This is a genomic window from Listeria aquatica FSL S10-1188 (assembly GCF_000525795.1).
In the GTDB taxonomy this organism is placed as follows: domain Bacteria; phylum Bacillota; class Bacilli; order Lactobacillales; family Listeriaceae; genus Listeria; species Listeria aquatica.
The window spans coordinates 287,745-303,884 of the sequence record NZ_AOCG01000012.1 but is presented as its reverse complement, the minus strand read 5'-3'; the positions used below and the strand labels follow the sequence as shown (position 1 = coordinate 303,884).

Sequence of the window (16,140 nt, the reverse complement as noted above, 5' to 3'; positions counted from 1 at the left end):
TAGAATACATCTATATAGAGAAAAAGGTAACGGGAATTGAGACGAAAACACTTTTACCGGAACTCAAAAAAATCATTACGGATATGACATTCCCCGTTAGCATGCACTGGGGAGCAAATGAAATGCGTTATATTCGGCCTATTAAATGGCTCGTGGCTTTATTTGGTGAGGAAGTGGTTCCTTTTGAAGTTGCAGGAGTAGAAACAGGAAATATGAGCCGTGGGCATCGTTTTCTTGGACATGAAACCGTGATTCCGGAACCGAAGGACTATGAAATGAAGCTGCTTGAAGAGTTTGTCGTAGCCGATCCATTCAAACGAAAAGCGGCTATTTGGGGACAAATTGAAGAAGTTTGTGCTGAAAAGGGCTGGATTGTTTCAAAAGATGAAGAATTGCTTGAGGAAGTCAACAATCTTGTGGAGTATCCTACCGTTCTTGAAGGCGGATTTGAAGAAAGTTATTTAGATCTTCCTGAAGAAATTTTGATTACTTCGATGAAAGAGCATCAACGTTATTTTCCTGTGTTCAATAAGGAAGGACAACTTTTACCACATTTTATTACGGTTCGAAATGGAAATCATGAGCATTTTGAAACGGTGGTTCGTGGTAATGAAAAAGTACTTCGTGCTCGCCTTTCTGATGGAGAATTTTTCTATAAAGAAGATCTGAAAATGAAGATTGAGGATGCAGTAGCGAAGCTTTCACATATTGTTTTTCACGAAAAATTAGGCTCGCTTTCTGAAAAAATGAAACGTGTAGAGCAAGTTGCGTTATTACTTGCAGATTTCCTTTCATGGAGTGACTCAGATAAAAAAGATGTTTCGCGCGTCTCTGAAATTTATAAGTTTGACTTAGTGACAAATGTCGTTGGAGAATTTCCTGAGCTTCAAGGAATCATGGGAGAAAAATATGCACGCATCCAAGGAGAAAAGCCTGAGGTTGCAACAGCGATTCGAGAGCATTATATGCCTACTTCTGCAGAAGGCCCACTTCCAGAAACGGAATTAGGAAGCTTGCTTGCAATAGCAGACAAACTGGAAACCCTTGTGAGCTTTTTCTGTGTGGGAATGATTCCAACTGGTTCACAAGATCCATTTAGCTTGCGACGCAGTGCTTTTGGTGTAATGCGGATTCTTTTGAATACAGGTTGGAATTTGCCACTTGCAGAATTGCTAAAAGAAATTGTAACTATCGAAAGAAATGCGGGTATTGCTACGCTTTCTGATGAAGAGATTTATGTAGAAGCACAAACTTTCTTGAAAAATCGGTTGCGCGTCCTTTTACAGGATCAAAAAGTTCGCCTTGATATCATTGATGCGGTCACGAGTGAAGATGCAAACTTTGTACCTGATATTATGGAACGGGCAAAACTTTTAAATGATAGTGCTCAAAAAGACTGGTTTAGACCAACCATCGAAGCTTTATCTCGAGTAGCTAATCTTGCGAAGAAACACGAAGAAAATATTGAAATTAACGACCAACTGTTTGAAAACGAAGCAGAGAAACAGCTGTTTGACGAATTGATTTCAATGAAACGTGATTTTGCAAGCTTAACGAGTAAAGAACGCCTTGAGCGCTTCCGTGAAATGCGGGGAGCGATTGATCAATATTTCGATACAACACTTGTTATGAGTGAGGAAAAAGAGCGTCGCGATAACCGTTTAGAAGTTTTATTTGAACTAGCTGAATTTATCAAAGAATTTGCGGAAATGGATGCTATTCATGTAAAATAGAGGAAGAGCAGAAAGCAGGAACTTTATCTTGAAAAAGTTCCTGCTTTTAAATAAAAAGGAGCGTAAAAAATGACCCAACCAGCAGTTTATGTCGTTTCTGATTCAACGGGTGAAACCGCAGAACTGGTCACAAGAGCAGCACTTTCGCAGTTTGGACAAACTCCAAAATTTATTCATCGCTTTCACCATATTAATTCAAAAGACTTAATTGAAGAAATTGTTGATCTTGTTGCTGTGAATCATGGCATTATTGTACACACGGTGGTACTCGAAGAAGTTCGAACTGAATTAAATAAACAAGCCGAAACTTATGGTGTTCCGATTATTGATATTTTTGGCCCGCTACTCGGTCAACTTGAAAAAACGTATAAAATCAAGCCGCTTTCGGAGCCAGGGCGTGTGCGCTCACTTGATGAAGCGTACTTTAATAAAGTGGCTGCGATTGAATTTGCAGTTGAAAATGATGATGGCAGAAACCCTCGGGGGATTCTTCAAGCGGACTATGTTTTAATTGGAGTTTCACGAACTTCAAAGACGCCTTTATCACAGTATTTAGCGCTTAAAGGTCTTAAGATATGTAATATTCCAATCGTTCCAGAAGCTGAAATTCCAGAAGAACTCTTTGAAATTGACCCGAAAAAAATTATTGGATTAAAAATTAGTCGTACTAAGTTAAACCAAATTCGTTCTAAACGATTAATTTCGATGGGATTGAACGGTGCGGGCATGTACTCAAGCGATGACAGAATCACTGAAGAATTGAAATTCTTTAAGATTTTAACAGATAAATTAGGCTGTTTTGTGCTTGATGTGACGAATAAAGCAATTGAAGAGACTGCAAATGATATTTTGATGCATATTGGTGAAATTGCTGATGAAAATTTAGAACTTTAAGAAGGATTTTTTGATTTTATGGCGAATATATATATTATACGGGATTTACACGCTTGAAAAAAGTGCACGAATCTCGTATAATTCATTTTTGCGGATTCTTTTCCGCATGTAATGTGTAGAGATGAAAAACGGGTTTTTGGCTCGTTTTTTGATTTGTTCATAGCAAGTAAAAGGAGGGAAGTTTTTGCCTAAGATTATTGTCGATGCGGATGCTTGTCCAGTTAAAGAAGAAATCAAATCGCTTGCTCAAATGTTTCATTTAGAAGTTATTTATGTAGCTTCTTATAATCATTTTGGTAAAAACCGTGTAGATGAACACTGGATATATGTCGATACTGAAAAAGAAGCAGCAGATCTTCGGATAGTGAATGTATCAGAGAAGGGAGACATCGTCATTACACAGGATATCGGACTTGCGAGCATGTTGCTTTCAAAATGCACCGTATTTTCAAATCGCGGGGAAATTTATCAAGATGAGATGATGACACTACTCCTTGAACAGCGGGAATCTCGCGCGAAGGCAAGAAGAAGAGGCGAGTATGGAAAAGGTCCAAAAGCGATGACAGAGAAAGATCGGCAAATTTTTAAGCAAAATCTTGAACAGTTTTTAACGAAATTAAAATTCCTAGGAGTTGACGATCAATGACTCAAAGAATTCCTGAGGAAACGATTGAGCAGATCCGGAATCAAGCGGATATTGTTGATGTTATAGGTAATTACGTCAAGCTCAAGAAACAAGGGCGAAATTATATTGGCTTATGCCCATTTCATGGCGAGAAGACACCTTCGTTTTCAGTATCTCCTGAAAAGCAGATTTTTCATTGTTTTGGTTGTGGAAAAGGTGGAAATGTCTTTTCGTTTTTAATGGAGCATGATCATCTTTCATTTGTAGAATCTGTAAAAAAAAACAGCTGACCTCACCCATGTAGATGTAGTCCTACCAGAAAGTCTTGCAGAATCAGAAGAAAATGGACCACGTGTGACAAGCGAAGCGCAAAAAATGATCGAATTGAATCAGCTTGCTGCTAAGCTATATCACTATCTATTAATGGAAACAGAAGAAGGTTATAAGGCGTTACAATATTTAAAAGAACGTGGCATGACTGAGGCGAGCATGACAGAATTTCAAATCGGATTTGCACCAAATCACCATGCAACAGTGTCTTCGTTTTTAGAAAAGCGAGGAGCAGATTTAGAACTGGCGGTCCAAGCAGGACTTTTGACTGAGCGTGAAGACGGCTCGGTTGTGGACCGTTTTCGGAGCCGCATCATGTTTCCAATCACGGATGATCGGGGGCAACTCGTTGGTTTTTCGGGTCGATTGATCGATCAGGAAAATGGCCCCAAATATTTAAATACGCCGGAAACACCTTTGTTTAATAAAAGACGACTACTTTATCATTTTTCAGAAGGCCGAACAGAAATCAGAAAGCGAGAAGAAGTGCTACTTCTTGAAGGATTTATGGATGTCATTTCTGCAGCTGATGCCGGTCTTGTAAACGGAATTGCTTCGATGGGAACAAGCTTAACAGAAGAGCATATCGGACTTGTTCGCCGGATTGCTAATCGAGCGGTTATTAGTTATGATGGCGACCGAGCCGGAATTGAGGCAGCCTATAAAGCTGGACTTTTATTAGAAGAAAAAAGTCGGATGGAGATTTTTGTTTTAGCGCTTCCTGGCGGGAAAGACCCCGATGAATTTATTAAGGAATACGGGGCTGAACGTTTTTTGGAAGTCTATTTGCATGAGCGAATGACTTGGACTGCTTATAAGCTCTTTTATTTGCGGAAAAAGCGAAACTTGCAAAATGATTCAGAACGATTGCAATATATGGATGAAGCGCTGACTGAAATTGGGAAATTAAGCCAAGCGGTTGAGCGTGAACTTTATTTGAAGCAACTAGCTGACGAATTTGAGATCTCGATTCCGGCTTTAAAAGAGCAACTTCAGCAAAAAATTGTGGAGCAAAAAGGTTCCTCTAAAAGGGTTTCTGCTGAAGACGATTTTTTGCTTGACCTAGCACCACCTCCTGATGATTTTTATGGTGGCTTAGTAAGTGCTCAGCCAGTTAGACAAACGCTTCAAGCTTACCATGCTTCTGAATATCTATTGATGAAAGCGATGATTGGAAGTGAGGAGGCTTTTTCTGCAATCCATCAGCTTTTGGATGGGCTCACGTTCCAACACGATGAGTTTCAAGCTTTATATACGCATTTAATGGCCTATTATTTAGATGGGAATGGGGCGGATCCAAATCGATTTATGGATTATTTGACGGATCCGGCACTGAAAAATTTAGTTTCTGAACTTGTTATGCTTGAAACACCGGAAGAAGCAACCTCTGATGAATACTTGGATTATATTAATAGCTTAAAAAAAACAAATTTTATTAGACCGTATTAAGCAAAAAGAAAGCAGAAGCTAGTGAAAAAGATCGTCTAGGGGATCAGGAGGGTGCGAAACAAGCTCTTATGGAATTTATTTCCTTACGTCAGAAGTTAGCAAAAGGAGATTACGAACTTTAAAATAGTGTGAAACGTTTTAAAACTGCCGAATAATGGTATGGATAAATGAGTATCCGTGAGCGGGCAGTATTTTGAGAGGAGGAAGCAGCAGTATGAGTGAAAAACAAGAAAATGTAAAACAAAGTACTGAAACAGTTGAACAAGTTAAAGAAGCCCTAATTGGAGAGGGTAAAAAAGTAGGGATCTTAACCTACAGTAATATTGCTGCCAAATTAGCTCCTTTTACGCTTGATTCTGATCAAATGGATGAATTTTTGGAGCATCTAACACAAGTTGGGATTGAAGTGGCTGATGACGACGATGATGCGGATCCAGACGAGAAAGAACTCGTAAAAGAAGAAAATGAAGAATTTGATTTGACGGATATGAGTGTACCACCTGGCGTGAAGATCAATGACCCTGTCAGAATGTATTTGAAGGAAATTGGGCGAGTTGATCTGCTTTCTGCCGATGAGGAAATTGCCCTTGCCAAACGGATTGAAAAAGGTGACATCGAAGCAAAGGGACGTCTTGCAGAAGCTAACTTACGTCTAGTTGTGAGTATCGCCAAACGTTATGTGGGACGTGGAATGCTGTTTCTTGACTTGATTCAAGAAGGAAACATGGGTCTTATGAAAGCTGTTGAAAAGTTCGACTTTAATAAAGGCTTTAAATTCAGTACCTATGCAACGTGGTGGATTCGTCAAGCGATTACAAGAGCTATTGCAGACCAAGCTCGTACTATCCGGATTCCCGTTCACATGGTTGAAACCATTAACAAACTGATTCGGGTACAGCGTTCGCTTTTACAAGATCTTGGTCGTGATCCATCACCGGAAGAAATTGGAGAAGAAATGGATTTGCCTACTGAAAAAGTACGTGAAATTCTTAAGATTGCTCAAGAGCCGGTTTCACTTGAAACACCGATTGGAGAAGAGGACGATTCTCACTTGGGAGACTTTATTGAAGATCAGGAAGCAACTTCTCCTTCTGATCATGCGGCTTATGAATTACTCAAAGAACAACTTGAAGATGTGCTAGATACGCTTACTGATCGTGAGGAAAATGTTCTGCGTCTCCGCTTTGGCTTAGACGATGGCAGAACACGTACTTTAGAAGAAGTTGGACGTGTGTTTGGAGTTACTCGTGAGCGGATTCGACAAATTGAAGCTAAAGCGCTTCGGAAGCTCCGTCATCCAAGCAGAAGTAAACAATTGAAAGACTTTTTAGAGTAAAAACTTAAGCCACGCCACATTCTGGATTCGGATGTGGCGTTTGCTAAAGATAAAGATGCTTGAGGTGACTATATGAACGAACAAAAATTGTCGAAACGCTTGGAAAAAGTAGCGCACTTTATTGAACCCCAAAGTCGAATTGCGGATATTGGCAGTGACCATGCTTATTTACCATGTTATGCTGTCCTTAAAGGTTTTGCGAGTTTTGCTATTGCAGGCGAAATCGCGGATGGTCCATTTCGATCAGCGCAAGATCAAGTAGAAAAAACTGGACTTCTTGCTCAAATTTCTGTTAGAAAAGGAGACGGGCTTGAAGTGCTAGAGCCGTCTGACGAAGTGGATACGGTTGTGGTCGCGGGAATGGGCGGACCCCTTATTGCCAATATTTTAGAAAATGGCAAAAGGAAGCTCGCCCGTGTTAAGCGATTAATTTTGCAGCCGAACATTGCTGCAAAGAGGATACGCGAGTGGGGTGCGCGTGAGCAATTTCAGATTACAGCAGAAGAGATAATTGAAGAAGATCATAAAATCTATGAAATTTTAGTATTAGAGCGTTCGAATGAGCCTGTGGATTATTCAGAAGATGAATTGTTTTTTGGCCCCTTGTTATTAAAAGAAAAAAAATGCCATATTCCGTACTAAATGGCAACATGAACGAGACACTTGGAAGAAAATCACGGAAAACATTGAAAAGCAAGGAAAGACTTTGGAAAATGAAGCGAAACTTGCGGAACTTCACGCTCAAATAAAACGAGTAGAGGATGTGTTGAAATGAAAACGGCAAATGGTCATGAATTTGTAGCGATGCTTGAAAAAATTGTCCCAAGAAAATTGGCGATGGAAAGTGACCCTACTGGCTTACAGCTAGGCGATCTTTCAAAAAAGGTACGCAAGATTATGTTTACGTTAGATGTGCTTGAAGATGTTGTGGAAGAAGCTATCGAGCAAGGAGTGGATATGATCATCGCGCATCACCCATTCTTATTCCGTCCTGTACATAAAATTGATATGGAAACTGCACAAGGACGGATGATTCGCAAACTAATCAAACATGACATTATTGTTTATGCAGCCCATACGAATTTAGATATTGCAAAAGGTGGCGTTAATGATATATTAGCCAATTTGCTCGAATTAAAAGAGACGGAGGTTATTGTACCGACGCATGTTGAGAAATACTTGAAAGTCGTTGTTTTTGTGCCAAAAGAATCGTGTGAAACAGTTCGTCAAGTTTTGATGAATAACGGAGCTGGTCAAATCGGGACAGAGTATGAGTCGTGTAGCTTTGAAGTGATGGGAACAGGGAAATTCAAGCCCAGTGAAAAAGCAAGCCCAACAATAGGCAAGAAAGGTGAGCTCGCACATGTCGACGAAGTTCGGCTTGAAGCGATTATCACGGAAGATTTGGCGCTCCAAGCTGTTAAGGCAGTAAAGGCGGCTCATCCGTATGAGGAACCGGCTATTGATTTATATCCACTTGAAGGACTGAAACATGTAGAGGGACTTGGACGAGTTGGCACTCTCGCAAAAGAGATGCCGCTTGAAGTCTTTGTTGACATTGTGAAGGGCGTTTTATCAATCGAACATCTCCGACTGATTGGGGATCCAGAAACAAAAGTGAAAAAAGTGGCGGTGCTTGGTGGAGATGGAAATAAATTCATTCACGACGCGAAACGAAGCGGTGCAGATGTGCTAATCACAGGGGACATTTATTATCACACTGGTCATGACTTGCTTGCGATTGGGCTACCAACTATTGATGCTGGGCATAACATTGAAAAAGTTATGAAAAGTTATTTGAAGGCTGAATTTGAAGAACGTTCTAAGGAACAAGGTATCGAAGTTGAACTTGTTGTGTCTGAGAAAAATACAGATCCGTTTACTTTTTTATAAACAAATGAAAAGGCGCTTTCCTACTAACTAGGAAAGCGCCTTTTTGGGTATTAACTAACGGCCGCCATTTTTTAAATGTTCAAGGCGAGCACGTCGTTTTTCTTCCATATTTTTCTTTTTAGCTCGTGGTAAAATGGAATCGGCATTGAGTTCATGATGTTTTTCCCAAGTGCTTTTATCGGCAGGATCGAATTGATCGAGAAAAATGAGAACTTCACGGATTACTTGCGTTGGTGTACTCGCGCCAGCTGTGATGGCCACTTTCTGAGCATTTTTCAGCCAGTCTAGTTCGATTTCTGTGACATCTGCCACGCGGTATGCCTTAACACCAGCCTTTTCTTCTGATACTTGTGCTAATCGGTTCGTATTATTACTCCGTGGATCGCCAACTACGATTGTTAAATCAGCGCCTTTTGCTTGTTCAGCAACCGCTTCTTGGCGGACTTGTGTAGCCATGCAAATTTCTTTATGATTCTCCGCTTGCGGATAGCGCTCATGAATGTAATCCATCAAATCAAGTACATCCCATTGACTCATTGTCGTTTGATTGGTGACAAAAATTTTATCTTGCGCTGAAAATTGCAAGGCATCAATGTCTGCGGTCGTTTCAACGAGATGGACAACATCTGGCGCGGTCCCGTATGCTCCTTCAGGCTCAGGATGTCCTTTTTTACCGATATAAATAATTTGAAAGCCAGCTGCTTTTTTTTTCTAAAATTAAATCATAAGTCCGCATGACATCTGGACAAGTAGCATCAATCGTTACAAGCCCTTTTTCTTTTGCAAGTTCTTTAACCCGTGGTGAAATACCATGCGCCGTAAAAATGACGGTACCAGTATCAATTTGTTCAAGAATTTCCTCTCGGTTTTCCCCATCAAGGTATGAATTCCGATTTCTTCAAACGCATCGGTTACGTGTTTATTATGAACAATCATTCCTAAAATATGAATGGGTCTTGGTAAATTTGGATCAAGCGAAGCGTTTTTAGCAATCACCATTGCATCAACAACGCCATAACAATAGCCACGCGGGCTGATTTTAATAATCTCCATCCGTGTTCTTTTCCTCCTAAGTAGGCAGTTTACAATTTTCATTATATAAGAGAAATGACTTTTTGGCTAGATTTTCTCGTTTTTTGTCGCAGGAAACGCCTGGGAGTGGTATAATGGCACAAGAAACTGAAACGGAGTGAAGTGAATTTATGAAAAAAACAAGGTTCGACCAGTTTGGTTTTAAGCCTTTTATCAATACAGCGATTAACTCGCTTGGGTTTTATGAGCCAACCCCTGTCCAACAAAAGCTGATTCCAGGAGTTTTGCGTGGAGAAAGCATTATCGGACAGTCTAAAACAGGAACAGGAAAAACACACACATTTTTGCTACCGATCTTAGAAAAACTTGATCCCAAAAGAGAAGGTGTTTTTGCAGTTATTACAGCACCTAGTCGTGAGCTTGCGAGTCAAATTTATCATGAAATCAAAAAAATCACGAAACATAGTCCGGATGAAATTTCGGCGCAACTTTTAATTGGGGGAACGGATAAGCAGCGTACAATCGAAAAGCTTAAAAATCAACCCCAAATTATTGTTGGAACTCCTGGACGGATCAATGATATGATTCGTGAAAAAGCACTTTTTGTCTATACTGCTGAAATTCTTGTGATTGATGAAGCAGATATGACACTTGATATGGGCTTTTTAAATGATGTCGACCAAATTGCTGGGAAAATGCCTCCTAATTTGCAAATGTTAGTTTTTTCAGCGACTATACCCGAAAAATTAAAACCTTTTTTTGAAAAAAATACATGGAGAATCCTCGCTTTGAGCATATCGCGCCAGAAGCGGTTTCTGCACAAACTATTGAACACTGGCTGCTTCCACTTAAAAGTCGGAACAAGCTCGAGTTGCTAAAGGAGTCTCTTTTAACTTTCCAGCCGTTTCTTGCGATTGTATTTGCGAACACGAAGCAAACGGCAGATCAAATTCACGAGTATCTTGTGGGTGAAGGACTTAAAGTAGCAAAAGTACATGGGGATGTGCCACCTCGTGAACGGAAACGAGCAATGAAACAAATTGAAAATATGGATTTTCAGTATATCGTGGCAACAGATTTAGTGGCACGCGGAATCGACGTACAAGGCATTAGCCATGTCATTAACTTTGAGCTTCCAGAAGATAATGATTTTTATATTCACCGGACTGGTCGAACTGGAAGAGCTGGACATAGTGGGATTGCCCTTACTATTTTTGAATCTCGTGATGAGGATCAACTTAATCAACTTGAAAAGCGTGGTATCACATTTAAACACATGGAACTGAAACAAGGAGAATTTGTTGAAACCTTTGACCGAAATAAACGTGCGAAACGTGAGGCAAAACGTGAGTCCGCTGATCCACGTGAAATTGGAATGCGGAAAAAAGCACAACAAAAGCGTAAGCCAGGTTATAAAAAGAAAATCAATTATAAAATGGCAGAGATCAAACGGCGCGAAAATCGGAAAAAGAATCGGGGGAAAAAATAATTATGTTGAGAATTGGTTCGCATGTATCCATGAGCGGTAAGAAAATGTTACTCGGGGCAAGTGAAGAGGCGCTTTCTTATGAAGCCAACACTTTCATGATATATACGGGAGCGCCGCAAAACACGCGGCGTAAACCGATTGATGAACTAAATATTGATGCAGGACTTGCCCATATGAAAGAAAACAATATGGACGATATTGTCGTGCACGCTCCTTATATTATCAACATTGGGAATACTGTTAAACCAGAAACTTACGAACTGGGCGTGAATTTTTTACAGCAAGAAATTGAGCGAACAGCTGCGCTTTCAGCCAAACAAATTGTGCTTCATCCCGGAGCGCATGTTGGAGAAGGGGTTGATGCGGGGATTAAACAAATCATTAAAGGTTTAAATGAAGCACTTGATCCAAAGCATGATGTCCAAATTGCTCTTGAAACTATGGCAGGTAAAGGAACTGAAATCGGCAGGACTTTTGAGGAGTTAGCACAAATTATTGAAGGCGTCACGCATAACGAACTTTTATCGGTTACGTTTGATACTTGTCACGTACATGATGCTGGATATGATATTGTCAACGATTTTGATGGTGTCCTTAATGAATTTGATAAAATCATTGGGCTGGATCGCTTAAAAGTACTTCATATCAATGATAGTAAAAATGAACGCGCAGCGCATAAAGACCGTCATGCCAATATTGGCTTTGGGTATATTGGTTTTGATGCACTTCACTATGTCGTACACCATCCGCAATTGATGGATCGGCCTAAGATTTTGGAAACTCCATATGTAGGTGAAGACAAGAAAAATAAGAAGCCGCCTTATAAATTTGAAATTGCGATGTTGCGAGATGGGACTTTTGATCCCGAACTACTTTCGAAAATTCTTGCGCAATGATAAACTAGTAGAGGTTAAAGGAGAGAGGAAATATGGAAAAAATGTTAGTTTTTGGGCATAAAAACCCGGATACTGATGCGATTTGTTCAGCAATTGCATTCAGTGAACTTAAAAAAGCAGAAGGTAAAGAAGTTGAAGCTGTTCGGCTTGGCGAAATAAACTCAGAAACAGCTTTTGTATTAGCTGAAGCTTCTGTATCAGCCCCTCGGCTTGTAGAAACAGTTTCGAATGAAGTGAGCACGGTTTGCCTTGTTGACCACAATGAAGCTCAACAAAGTGTAGATGACATTGCGAATGTAACGGTACATAGCGTTGTTGATCATCACCGGATTGCAAATTTTGAAACAGCCGATCCGCTTTACTATAGAGCTGAACCAGTTGGCTGTACAGCAACCATTCTTACAAAATTATTCCATGAAAAAGGAATCGCTATTCCGAAAGTAACAGCACAACTAATGGTTTCGGCAATTATTTCCGATACTTTGCTGTTTAAATCGCCGACATGTACGGAAGAAGACAAAAAAGCAGCCGATGAACTGGCTGTTATTGCGGGGCTTAACCTTGAAGAGTATGGTATGGCTATGCTTCGTGCTGGAGCGGATGTTAGCACTAAAACAGTAGCTGAACTTTTACTTGACGCTAAAGAATTCGAAATGGGCGGTGCAAAAGTAGAGATCGCTCAAATCAATGTGGTAGACGAAAATGATGTGCTTTCTCGCATGGAGGAAGTAGAGCCAGTTATTACAAAAACCACCGCAGACAAAGGTCTCGATCTTTATCTTTTTGTTGTAACAAATATCTTAACAAATGATTCTGTTGGCATTGCTTATGGTGAAAAAACACAAGCTGTCGAACAAGCTTATCATGTAACGCTTGTTGATCATAAAGCACCGCTTCTTGGCGTTGTTTCTCGAAAAAAACAAGTCGTTCCTGTTCTTACTGAAATTTTTACCAAATAAAAAGAAAAGGCTTTGCAGGAAGTTTCTGCGGGCCTTTTCTTTTTTATTTTACTCTTGGTCGTCTGAAAAAATATGTGCAAACTAATAGGATAGCTAGAAGGACTGCGAGATAAGCGATTCCAGTATTTTCTCTTAGTTGCCCGAAAAAGATACTCACGTAAAGCCAAATGACAGCAAGTGGATAGGTCAAATTTTGTTCCCGGTAACGCAATGTAAAAGCAGCTAAAAATCCAATTAGTAAAAGAAGAATAGGGAAAGCATTTCCCATTTCGGCATGAATCTTCGCTAAGTAAATATCAAAAACGATCAATAAGGAAACGGAAAGTCCCCCCAAATAAAGAGAAATTGGGAAACGAACCCATTTTTTTCGCCAATCTAATTCTTGATATAAACGATAAATCGCTATAAGCCAAAGAAACAAAAGGATAACTGAAAGAAAAATCCAATTGTAGTGCCAACTAATCGTGAAGAAAATACTTAAAAAAATTACTAGTGATAAAGGTGGGAACCCATCTTGGACTGACTTGAGTTTTTCCACTTGCAACGCTTATCATGCTGATAAATAGAGCTAGGCAAATCACTCCCCAGATGATAAATCCGAAATCAGCTGGTAAGAGTGAAGCTTGATATTCCTTATTTACTGCATTTGCTGTCATTCCATTAAGAGGTAGCCATTCTGCAACAAGATGGAAGGCAAGCATTGCCAAATAAGTTAAAAACATCCAAATGATTTGCATATGTAAAGTCTTCCTCTCCTTCCTGTCAAGGTTATTCCCTCAATTAAGAAAGTTTAATCACATTTCCTCTTAATCGAAATGATTTCGATTTACATTTTACCAAAAGTCCGCTATAATGTAAAATGCGAGCAAGGCATTAAAGGAGTGGAACAAATTGAAAGAAGCGGTACTGCAGGTTTCAAACTTATCTTTTCATTATGACCGAGAAGAGGTTTTAGAAGGAATTTCGATGGATATTGAAAAGGGAAGTTTCACAGGGCTGATCGGACCAAATGGTTCCGGAAAGTCTACTTTATTGAAATTAATTCTGGGTTTACTCAAAATCCAGAAGGGGACGATTTCGCTTTTTGGAGAAGACAGTAGTGAGTTCAAAGAGCGGGAAAAAATCGGTTTTGTTTCACAAAAAGCCAATTCTTTTAACTCCGCATTTCCTGCAACTGTGAAAGAAATTGTAGCTAGCGGATTAACTAAGAAAAAAGGGTTGTTTTCATTGTTAAATAAACAAGATCAACGCGAGATTTACGAAGCACTTGAGAAGGTTTCGATGACGGCGTTTTTAAATCGTAATATCGGGGAGCTTTCAGGAGGACAGCAGCAACGAGTTTTTATCGCACGTTCCCTTGTGAGTAAACCTGAACTACTTATTTTAGATGAACCTACTGTAGGTGTGGATGCGCGGAATGTTCAGTCTTTTTATGAGCTACTTAGGAAGCTCAATCTCGAAGAAGGGATGACGCTCCTTTTAGTGACACATGATCTTTTAGCAGTAAGCCAGTATGTGGATCATGTCGTAAGCTTGAATCAAAAAGTTTTGTTCGACGGGTCGGCACGTGATTATGGGCTTTATCTTGAGGACCTGGAAATGGAAGTGACCGGAAATAATTATACGGAACAGGAGGGGACGCACTGTGATTGCCACTCTCTTTCAGTATGATTTTATCCGGAATACGTTTATTGTTGGGCTTGTTATCGGGGTAGTTGCACCGCTACTTGGCAGTTTTATCGTTGTTCGAAGGCTTTCGCTCATGGCCGATGCTTTAAGTCATGTCAGTCTTGCTGGAATTGCCGTCAGTTTGTTTTTAAGTAAGACATACGGGCCGCTTGCAGGGCTTAATCCGCTTTATTTAGGCTTCGGGTTTGCAACGGGTGGATCTCTTTTAATGGAAAAACTCCGGTCCGTCTATCGTCACTTTGAAGAGCTAGCGATTCCGATCATTATGTCTACGGGAATGGGATTTTCAGTCATTTTTATTTCTATGGCAAATGGTTTCAACACGGATTTGTTTAGCTACTTATTTGGAAGTGTTAGTGCCGTCAGCCGTTCGGATATGTGGACGATTGCAGGGATTGCGATTTTCGTTTTTGTCGTCATTTTACTGCTCTATAAAGAATTGTTTTTACTTTCTTTTGATGAAGAATATGCCAAGGTATCCGGCATTCGCGCTAAAGTATTTGATATGATTTTTATGGTTTTAGTGGCACTCGTCATCGCTAGTTCAATGCGAATCGTCGGCATTTTACTGGTTTCTTCGCTAATGACATTGCCCGTTGCAGCAGCTATTCGAATTGCTCGTGGGTTTAAACAAACGATCATTATTGCGGTTATTTTTGGCGAAATTGCAGTTTTAGGCGGTTTAATCAGTGCTTATTATCTGAATTTAGCGCCAGGCGGAACAATTGTTATTCTTTCGGTTTTAATTTTGATCCTGACGATGATTTATCAAAAAATCCGAATCAAGTGGATACTTTCTAAACGAGGTGAGGAAAATGGCATTATCAGTGAATGAAGCTTTGGATAAAATGAAAAATTCCGGATACAAGCATACCGACAAGCGAGAATTTTTGATTGAGTTGTTTGTACGGAAAAATCGGTATTTAACAGCAAAAGAAGTTCAGGAAAATATGAAAGATGATTTTCCAGGAATTAGTTTTGATACGATTTATCGCAACTTGGCACTTTTTGTTGAACTTGGCATTTTTGAAGAAACAGAGCTTTCAGGAGAGCGAAATTTCCGTTTAGCTTGTTCTCATGATCATCACCATCATCATTTTATTTGTTTAAGCTGTGGGAAGACGAAAGAAATTATGTTGTGTCCGATGGATTTTCTAACGGACGCACTGCCTGATTATGAAATTGATGGGCACAAATTTGAGATCTACGGGAAATGCCCGGATTGTTTAGCTAAAGAAAAAACAGCGTAAAGCAGACTCGCTTTACGCTGTTTTCATTTGAATTGAGTAAACACTAAGAATTAAATTTATCGAATTACCTTTAAATAATGTTGTAGTTCAGCTCTATATACCATATGTGCCCACCCGCCAATAACTTTCACATCATAAAGTCCAGACTTCAAACCTCGTAAGCTAAAAGAAACTTTATAATTACCAGCACGATTAATATCAATTCGACGATAAAATTTAGGATCGCCTTTTTTGTGAAGTTCAACAGCAACTCCAACTGAGTTTGGTGATTTTCCTATTACATCAATAGTTGTCGCTTTTTTTTGAGTAAGTATTAGCATCTGTGTGAAAAGCTACTTTTGGATTTCCTTTGTAGTTCATTGCATTAGCTTTAGGTGCAAATGTTGTTGAGCTTAAAAGCTATCGATAGTAAAATGGTAAAAAAAGAATAAAAAAAATAGTTTTTTGATGTTAGTTGCATAATTCATGACGATTTTAACCTCTTTCTAAGATGTATTTTCTTGATAAACTAGCTGTATTCAAAAAAGAATACATAATACAGTTTATCATACTACTCGGAATAGAA

General features: G+C 39.6%; 13 protein-coding genes and 4 pseudogenes. 13 read left to right on the top strand and 4 right to left on the bottom strand.

The window, feature by feature from the left end; all coding sequences use genetic code 11:
* From glyS to MAQA_RS10475, 7 genes and pseudogenes are all read left to right on the top strand, one after another.
* Positions 1 to 1,733 (top strand): glycine--tRNA ligase subunit beta (gene glyS, locus MAQA_RS10505; RefSeq protein WP_036073713.1); only part of this gene is annotated, 1,733 nt, incomplete at its 5' end.
* A 69-nt stretch (positions 1,734 to 1,802) separates the two neighbouring features.
* The gene (locus tag MAQA_RS10500; protein WP_036073711.1) at positions 1,803 to 2,627 is read left to right on the top strand and encodes a pyruvate, water dikinase regulatory protein; all 825 of its coding nucleotides are present in this window, start codon (positions 1,803 to 1,805) and stop codon (positions 2,625 to 2,627) included.
* Positions 2,628 to 2,811: 184 nt separating this feature from the next.
* On the top strand, positions 2,812 to 3,273 hold the full coding sequence (locus MAQA_RS10495; protein WP_052008572.1) for a YaiI/YqxD family protein: 462 nt from the start codon (positions 2,812 to 2,814) through the stop codon (positions 3,271 to 3,273).
* Positions 3,270 to 5,153 (top strand): annotated as a pseudogene (gene dnaG, locus MAQA_RS10490) (DNA primase). The gene MAQA_RS10495 and the pseudogene dnaG overlap by 4 nt, the downstream one beginning before the upstream one ends.
* Before the next feature lie 92 nt (positions 5,154 to 5,245).
* Complete coding sequence (gene rpoD / locus MAQA_RS10485; protein WP_036073707.1) at positions 5,246 to 6,367, top strand: RNA polymerase sigma factor RpoD; 1,122 nt, start codon at positions 5,246 to 5,248, stop codon at positions 6,365 to 6,367.
* A gap of 72 nt (positions 6,368 to 6,439) precedes the next feature.
* Positions 6,440 to 7,142: pseudogene (locus tag MAQA_RS10480) on the top strand (tRNA (adenine(22)-N(1))-methyltransferase).
* Entirely contained in the window at positions 7,139 to 8,260 is a 1,122-nt protein-coding gene (locus tag MAQA_RS10475) for a Nif3-like dinuclear metal center hexameric protein (protein ID WP_036073705.1), read from the top strand. The pseudogene MAQA_RS10480 and the gene MAQA_RS10475 overlap by 4 nt, the downstream one beginning before the upstream one ends.
* Positions 8,261 to 8,314: 54 nt before the next feature.
* On the opposite strand, the pseudogene MAQA_RS16455 reads toward MAQA_RS10475, so the two are convergent.
* Positions 8,315 to 9,313 (bottom strand): annotated as a pseudogene (locus MAQA_RS16455) (4-hydroxy-3-methylbut-2-enyl diphosphate reductase).
* A 149-nt stretch (positions 9,314 to 9,462) separates the two neighbouring features.
* Between MAQA_RS16455 and MAQA_RS10465 the strand changes: the two are divergent.
* The 3 genes and pseudogenes from MAQA_RS10465 (at position 9,463) to MAQA_RS10455 (ending at position 12,636) form a co-directional block, all read left to right on the top strand.
* A pseudogene (locus tag MAQA_RS10465) lies at positions 9,463 to 10,781 on the top strand (DEAD/DEAH box helicase).
* Positions 10,782 to 10,783: 2 nt separating this feature from the next.
* On the top strand, positions 10,784 to 11,677 hold the full coding sequence (locus MAQA_RS10460) for a deoxyribonuclease IV (protein ID WP_036073703.1): 894 nt from the start codon (positions 10,784 to 10,786) through the stop codon (positions 11,675 to 11,677).
* A 32-nt stretch (positions 11,678 to 11,709) separates the two neighbouring features.
* A complete protein-coding gene (locus MAQA_RS10455) occupies positions 11,710 to 12,636 on the top strand; it encodes a manganese-dependent inorganic pyrophosphatase (RefSeq protein ID WP_036073701.1) in 927 nt (308 codons plus the stop codon).
* Between the two features lie 43 nt (positions 12,637 to 12,679).
* Here the strand turns inward: MAQA_RS10455 and MAQA_RS10450 are convergent, their stop codons facing one another.
* Positions 12,680 to 13,057 (bottom strand): hypothetical protein, encoded by a 378-nt coding sequence (locus MAQA_RS10450; protein ID WP_036073700.1) that lies wholly within the window; start codon positions 13,055 to 13,057, stop codon positions 12,680 to 12,682.
* A gap of 37 nt (positions 13,058 to 13,094) precedes the next feature.
* Positions 13,095 to 13,373, bottom strand: a complete 279-nt coding sequence (locus MAQA_RS10445; protein ID WP_036073699.1) for a hypothetical protein — start codon at positions 13,371 to 13,373, stop codon at positions 13,095 to 13,097.
* A 154-nt stretch (positions 13,374 to 13,527) separates the two neighbouring features.
* Here MAQA_RS10445 and MAQA_RS10440 point away from each other — a divergent pair, with 154 nt between their 5' ends.
* The 3 genes from MAQA_RS10440 to MAQA_RS10430 are packed head-to-tail and all read left to right on the top strand — an operon-like array spanning position 13,528 to position 15,575.
* The gene (locus tag MAQA_RS10440; RefSeq protein WP_036073697.1) at positions 13,528 to 14,307 is read left to right on the top strand and encodes a metal ABC transporter ATP-binding protein; all 780 of its coding nucleotides are present in this window, start codon (positions 13,528 to 13,530) and stop codon (positions 14,305 to 14,307) included.
* Entirely contained in the window at positions 14,282 to 15,160 is an 879-nt protein-coding gene (locus MAQA_RS10435; RefSeq protein ID WP_036073696.1) for a metal ABC transporter permease, read from the top strand. Before MAQA_RS10440 ends, MAQA_RS10435 begins: the two co-directional genes overlap by 26 nt.
* Positions 15,141 to 15,575, top strand: coding sequence for a Fur family transcriptional regulator (locus MAQA_RS10430; protein WP_036073694.1), 435 nt, complete (start codon positions 15,141 to 15,143; stop codon positions 15,573 to 15,575). The genes MAQA_RS10435 and MAQA_RS10430 overlap by 20 nt, the downstream gene beginning before the upstream one ends.
* A 56-nt stretch (positions 15,576 to 15,631) precedes the next feature.
* Here the strand turns inward: MAQA_RS10430 and MAQA_RS10425 are convergent, their stop codons facing one another.
* Positions 15,632 to 15,895, bottom strand: a complete 264-nt coding sequence (locus tag MAQA_RS10425; protein WP_052008571.1) for a hypothetical protein — start codon at positions 15,893 to 15,895, stop codon at positions 15,632 to 15,634.
* Between the last annotated feature and the right edge of the window lie 245 nt (positions 15,896 to 16,140).